Source organism: Mesorhizobium sp. M2A.F.Ca.ET.037.01.1.1 (assembly GCF_003998075.1).
GTDB lineage: Bacteria > Pseudomonadota > Alphaproteobacteria > Rhizobiales > Rhizobiaceae > Mesorhizobium.
Window position 1 is genome coordinate 1 of the sequence record NZ_RZSA01000502.1, and the last position, 4,781, is coordinate 4,781.

Below are 4,781 nucleotides of genomic sequence, written 5' to 3' on the forward strand. Positions count from 1 at the left end.
ACCATGTCCAAGGCTCGATGGTGATCAGCAGCGAACGGCCGCGCTGCTGGGCGTAGGCGTCGGCCAGCGGCAGTGTCGACAGGTCGACGTCTTCCCAAGGCAGGAACAGTTCCTCGATGCTGGCCGACTTGTCATTGCTGAAATCGCCATAAGGATCGTAGGAGCCGAACGCCGACGCGGCCGAGCTCGTCTTGATCGGATCCGTTCCCGTCTGCGAACCCGCCGACGCTGGCAAGGCCACGCTGAGAATAAGCGCCGACACAAGCGCGGTTGCTGTAGAGAGTTTCATACCCGCCTCCGATGGGCTTCAATGTCCCGCTGGACCTTGAAGCTTGCCACAACGTGCCGACTGAAGCCGGCACGCAAACCCAATATCGGTTTGCCGACGTGATGCGGGTTTTCTGAGCGACTAGAACTGGCACGTTCTACGCTGTGCCGTCCGTTATTGTGGTCTCTCCAACCTCTATAGCTGGATCTTGAGACGAGGTCGCCGCGATACTCACAAATTCGCGTCAACATTACGATATTAACCCTCTCTCATATGAGAGCCTATGCTCGGCGAGAGTCAAGCGCAATTAACCGTTACTTAACCTTATAGCTGCCGGTATGGTTAACGGAAGGTGGCTCGCGCTGGCCCCGTGCGTTTCACCTCAGCCGGGCGTTGCGGCCGCGCGCCGACCGTGAAGGTCGCGGAAGCCGCGGTTGGTTAACCAGTTTCCAATAAGCTTGGTTAACGAAAACCTAATTCTGTTGACACTGCATTAGCTCAAGCTGATTCTGTAGCGGGGATGAATGCGTTCGACCGGCTCAGCCGGGCGGACAGGGCGTGGGTAGTATGGGCGTATCTGGGGATGCCGGCGTTGTCGGCGGCAAAACGACGTCAATGGGCAAGGCTGGCGCGGTTTCGACCGGCCACGGCCCCAAGGGTCCTTATCTCGTGCCGGTGCTCACGCCGCGCCAGCAATTGATCTTGCGGCTTGGCCTTGCTTCCTGGTTCGTCGCGCTGGCTTTCTTCTGGTCCTGGTGGCTGCGGCCCGAGCATATCGATCATGTCGGGCCCTTTGCCTTCGCCACAATCGTGCTGGCCTGGCTGACCTTGATGCCGATGTATTTCCTGCTCAACGTCCATGCCTCGAGGAAGTCGTCGAAGCTGCACATGATCCCGAAGCATTCGCGCGTCGCCATGGTGGTCACCAAGGCGCCGTCGGAGCCTTTCGCCGTGGTGCAGCGCACATTGGAAGCGATGCTGGCGCAGGACTATCCGCACGACACCTGGCTTGCCGACGAGGATCCGACCGAGGCGACGGTTCGCTGGTGCGACGCGCATGGCGTGCTGATTTCGACCAGGCGCGGCCGCGAGGACTATCACCGCAAGACCTGGCCGCGCCGGACCCGCTGCAAGGAAGGCAATCTGGCCTTCTTTTACGACCACTACGGTTACGAGCGCTACGACTTCGTCGCCCAGATGGACGCCGATCACGTGCCGACGCCGACCTATCTGAGGGAAATCCTTTATCCCTTCGCCGATCCCGCCGTCGGCTATGTCTCGGCGCCCAGTATCTGCGACAACAATGCCAACGAAAGCTGGGCCGCGCGCGGCCGGCTGTTTGTGGAAGGTATGCTCCACGGCCCCCTGCAATCCGGCTACACCAGCAACGGCGCCCCGCTCTGCATCGGTTCGCATTATGCCGTGCGCACCATTGCGTTGCGGCAAGCTGGTGGGCTGGGTCCTGAACTGGCCGAGGACCATTCAACCTCGATGCTGATCAACGCCGCCGGATGGCGCGGCGTCCATGCCATCGATGCAATCGCGAATGGCGACGGTCCGCAGACTTTCGCCGATCTGATTACTCAGGAATTCCAATGGTCGCGTAGCTTGACGACCATCCTGCTTGAATACACGCCGACATATCTGTCCAAGCTCAGCCCGAGGCTCAGACGGCAGTTCGTATTCTGCCAGCTCTGGTATCCCATGTTCGCCTTGTTCGCGATGGCGACATATATCATGCCGATCTACGCGCTTTTGTCGGGCGACAATTTTGCCAACGTGGCGTATCCGGAATTCCTTTTCTACTATATGCCAAGCGCGGCCATCCCGATTGCTCTGGTGATCTTTCTAAAGAGGTTAGGTCTCTCGCGTCCATTCTCGGCGAAGGCTGTCAGTTGGGAAGGGACACTCTTCCATCTGTTCGCGCGCTGGCCCTGGGTGATGGCAGGAACGCTGGCATCGGTTCGCGATTATCTGACCAAGTCATTCGTCGATTTCCGCGTCACTCCAAAAGGCAGCGGCCCAAAACACCTTCTGCCCGCCCGCGTCATCGTGCCATACGCCCTGCTTGCGGTTGGTGCTTCGTTGCCGGTTCTTCTTGTGGAGCATCCTTCGAGGGCCCTCGGTTTCTACTGGTTGGCCGCGTTCAATGCGACGATCTACGGATTGCTGGTCGTGGTGATAGTTGGCAAGCATCTGACAGAGAACAAGATTTCGCTGCGGCAAAACGTAGGCAAGTTTGCCCTGCAAGGATCGCTCGCCGCCGTCGCCGTATTAATCCCGCTGGCGGGATTTTACGATCGCGGGCTGCAAGGCATATATGGACTGCAGCAGGGCGCCGGCCTACACATCGTCAAGGTCACGTATCCGGTTTCCGGTGCAGGCCGCGGCGAGCTCGGAAGCCAAAGGTTCCGCTTTGATCCCGGTTGGGGTGAATGAAGCCTCAAGAGTCGAATGAATGGTCGAATGGAATGCCCGGAGACAGCTGTCGTTCATAGTTCAAATCCTATTCGGCGGACTCGCTTCTTTGGTGGTCGTCGTCGCGCGCGAATGCGTGTGATTAGTCTGGACGCGACGACGCTAAGCCCTGGCAAGCGGGCATCTCCTGCTCACCATCATGCCTAATCCCGAGTATAGGCCGCAGATAGACTCGCTGCGAGCGGTTGCTGTATTCGCCGTCATGTACTCGCACTTCTGGGATGAAGCCTCACCCTGGGGGCATTATGGTGTTCGGCTGTTTTTTGTTATCAGCGGTTACCTGATCACGGGTATCTTGATCCGATCGAAAGAAGTGGCCCGATCGCAGGGCGCTCTCGGAGTCATCCTGGTCTTCTATCTGCGGCGGGCCCTGAGGATTTTTCCGGCATATTACGTGATGCTGACCTTGGCGGCCGCCTTCTTGCCCGAAATCCGGACATCGTTGCCCTGGCACGCTGCCTACCTCTCCAATGTCTTGTTTGCGCTAAACGGTAACTGGGACCCCTGGCAGCTCGCCCATCTGTGGAGTTTGAGCGTCGAGGAGCAGTTTTATTTGTTTTGGCCGCTGCTGATCGTACTGAGCCCTCGTCAAACACTAATCCCGACGCTGATTGGGGTCATCCTTGCGGCAGTCGCCTTTCGGGCAGCCATCATGTTCTATCTTCCGGAAGGGCCGGCCCGTTACGTGCTGACGCCGGCCGCGTTTGACGCTTTGGGCGCCGGCGCCCTTCTCGCGGCGATCGAAGCTTCCAATCGACTGACCGATGTGCTGCGGTGGAGACTGGCGATAGCAAGCGTCGCGGCCATCGCCATCGTGGCGGTTTCATTCACGCTGCAGGCGGCCATGTTCAACTTCGTCCTCGGCGACTTCCTGACGGTCGTACCTTTGGTCGCTGTCGTGTGTTGGGCGAGCGCAGGTGCCAAGGGCCTGATCAAGCGACTGGCAGAGAACTCCGTTTTGCGATATCTGGGCCGTATCAGCTACGGGATCTATCTTTATCATTTCCCCGCACTGGCCGTCGTCTTCCTGTTCTGCGAATCCTTCGAGACGCAGTTTCCTCCGCTCGGTCCGATCCGGTTCGTGATTGCGGGCCTGGTCACGGTCGCGGCTGCCGCGACCTCCTGGCACTTGTTGGAACAACCGTTGAGCCGCCTGAAGGCGAGACTGTCCTACACAGCTACGCTGGCCAGAAATTGACCGTCGGCTTGGGCGGAAAGAGCGGCTGCCGAAATAAACGTTCGCATTTTAATAATAGTCGATAGAGTCGCGAAAGACCGCGCTCATCATCTCGTTTGCACGAATTTTAATAAGTCCCCTCTAATATTGAGCCATGATGTGAATGGCGGCGAGCCGTTCGCGTGGCGCGGAAGCCAAGCAAAGAGGGAATATATCCGCGCGAAAACAACGCTTATTTCGTGGCAGGGGACGACAATGAACGATTTCATGAAGGAAGCAGCGGCCGTAGGCAAGAGATATGCTTGCGCCATTGCCGCTCTTGCACTGGTCTCGATCGGGTCCGGTTGCCAGAGCATGGACACGATGAAGACCAGCTCGATCAGCATCGACCCGGCAGCCCACACCACCACAAAGAAGATGCAATATGTCATGAAGCATCGGCTGCATCGCGTTCACCGCAAGTCGCTGACGCAGACGTCCAGCGTGACGCGCGTGAGGGAAGAGGCTTATGCCACCTTCGTCCGGCCGCAGCCTGCTCGTGTGCCACGGCCCGTCAAGATTTCCTACAGCATGGGCAGCGTCGGTCCGCTGCTTGGCCATTCGCCGTGGATCTGCGGCCCGAGTGGCTTCGGCCAGCGCTCGGCCTGCCGGGCGCGCTAACCCACCCAATCCGTCGCCGGGGGGCGTGATCGCGGGGCAAGAGGGTATTTGCGTGCTGACGGCACGCTGCCTCTTGCCCTTCGGTTGCTCGCCCGTTGCGGTTCCGGCCGACGGACGCCGGCGGGATTACTTCCGACGCGCCTTCGGCTTTTCGACAACAGCCGCCTTGCTCGGCCAGTGCCAGCCGTCACCCCCGCC

The 4,781-nt window shown here is 59.3% G+C and carries 3 protein-coding genes and 1 pseudogene; 3 read left to right on the forward strand and 1 reads right to left on the reverse strand.

What is annotated here, in order from left to right:
* Nucleotides 1-289 (reverse strand): annotated as a pseudogene (locus tag EOA27_RS22520) (beta-mannosidase); the annotation flags it as partial.
* Between the two features lie 546 nt (nt 290-835).
* Here EOA27_RS22520 and EOA27_RS22525 point away from each other — a divergent pair.
* The 3 genes from EOA27_RS22525 to EOA27_RS22535 all read left to right on the forward strand — a co-directional run bounded on the left by EOA27_RS22525 (nt 836) and on the right by EOA27_RS22535 (nt 4,583).
* On the forward strand, nt 836-2,707 hold the full coding sequence (locus EOA27_RS22525; protein WP_126078225.1) for a cellulose synthase catalytic subunit: 1,872 nt from the start codon (nt 836-838) through the stop codon (nt 2,705-2,707).
* Between the two features lie 178 nt (nt 2,708-2,885).
* Nucleotides 2,886-3,944: an acyltransferase gene (locus tag EOA27_RS22530; RefSeq protein WP_126078224.1), complete on the forward strand. Its 1,059-nt coding sequence runs from the start codon at nt 2,886-2,888 to the stop codon at nt 3,942-3,944.
* Nucleotides 3,945-4,178: 234 nt separating this feature from the next.
* Entirely contained in the window at nt 4,179-4,583 is a 405-nt protein-coding gene (locus EOA27_RS22535; protein WP_126078223.1) for a hypothetical protein, read from the forward strand.
* The last annotated feature ends 198 nt before the right edge of the window (nt 4,584-4,781 follow it).

Bases quoted from the DNA above. Each gene is read 5' to 3' on its own strand.
- EOA27_RS22525 (WP_126078225.1), top strand. From the start codon at position 836: ATGGGCGTATCTGGGGATGCCGGCGTTGTCGGCGGCAAAACGACGTCA.
- EOA27_RS22530 (WP_126078224.1), top strand. From the start codon at position 2,886: ATGCCTAATCCCGAGTATAGGCCGCAGATAGACTCGCTGCGAGCGGTT.
- EOA27_RS22535 (WP_126078223.1), top strand. From the start codon at position 4,179: ATGAACGATTTCATGAAGGAAGCAGCGGCCGTAGGCAAGAGATATGCT.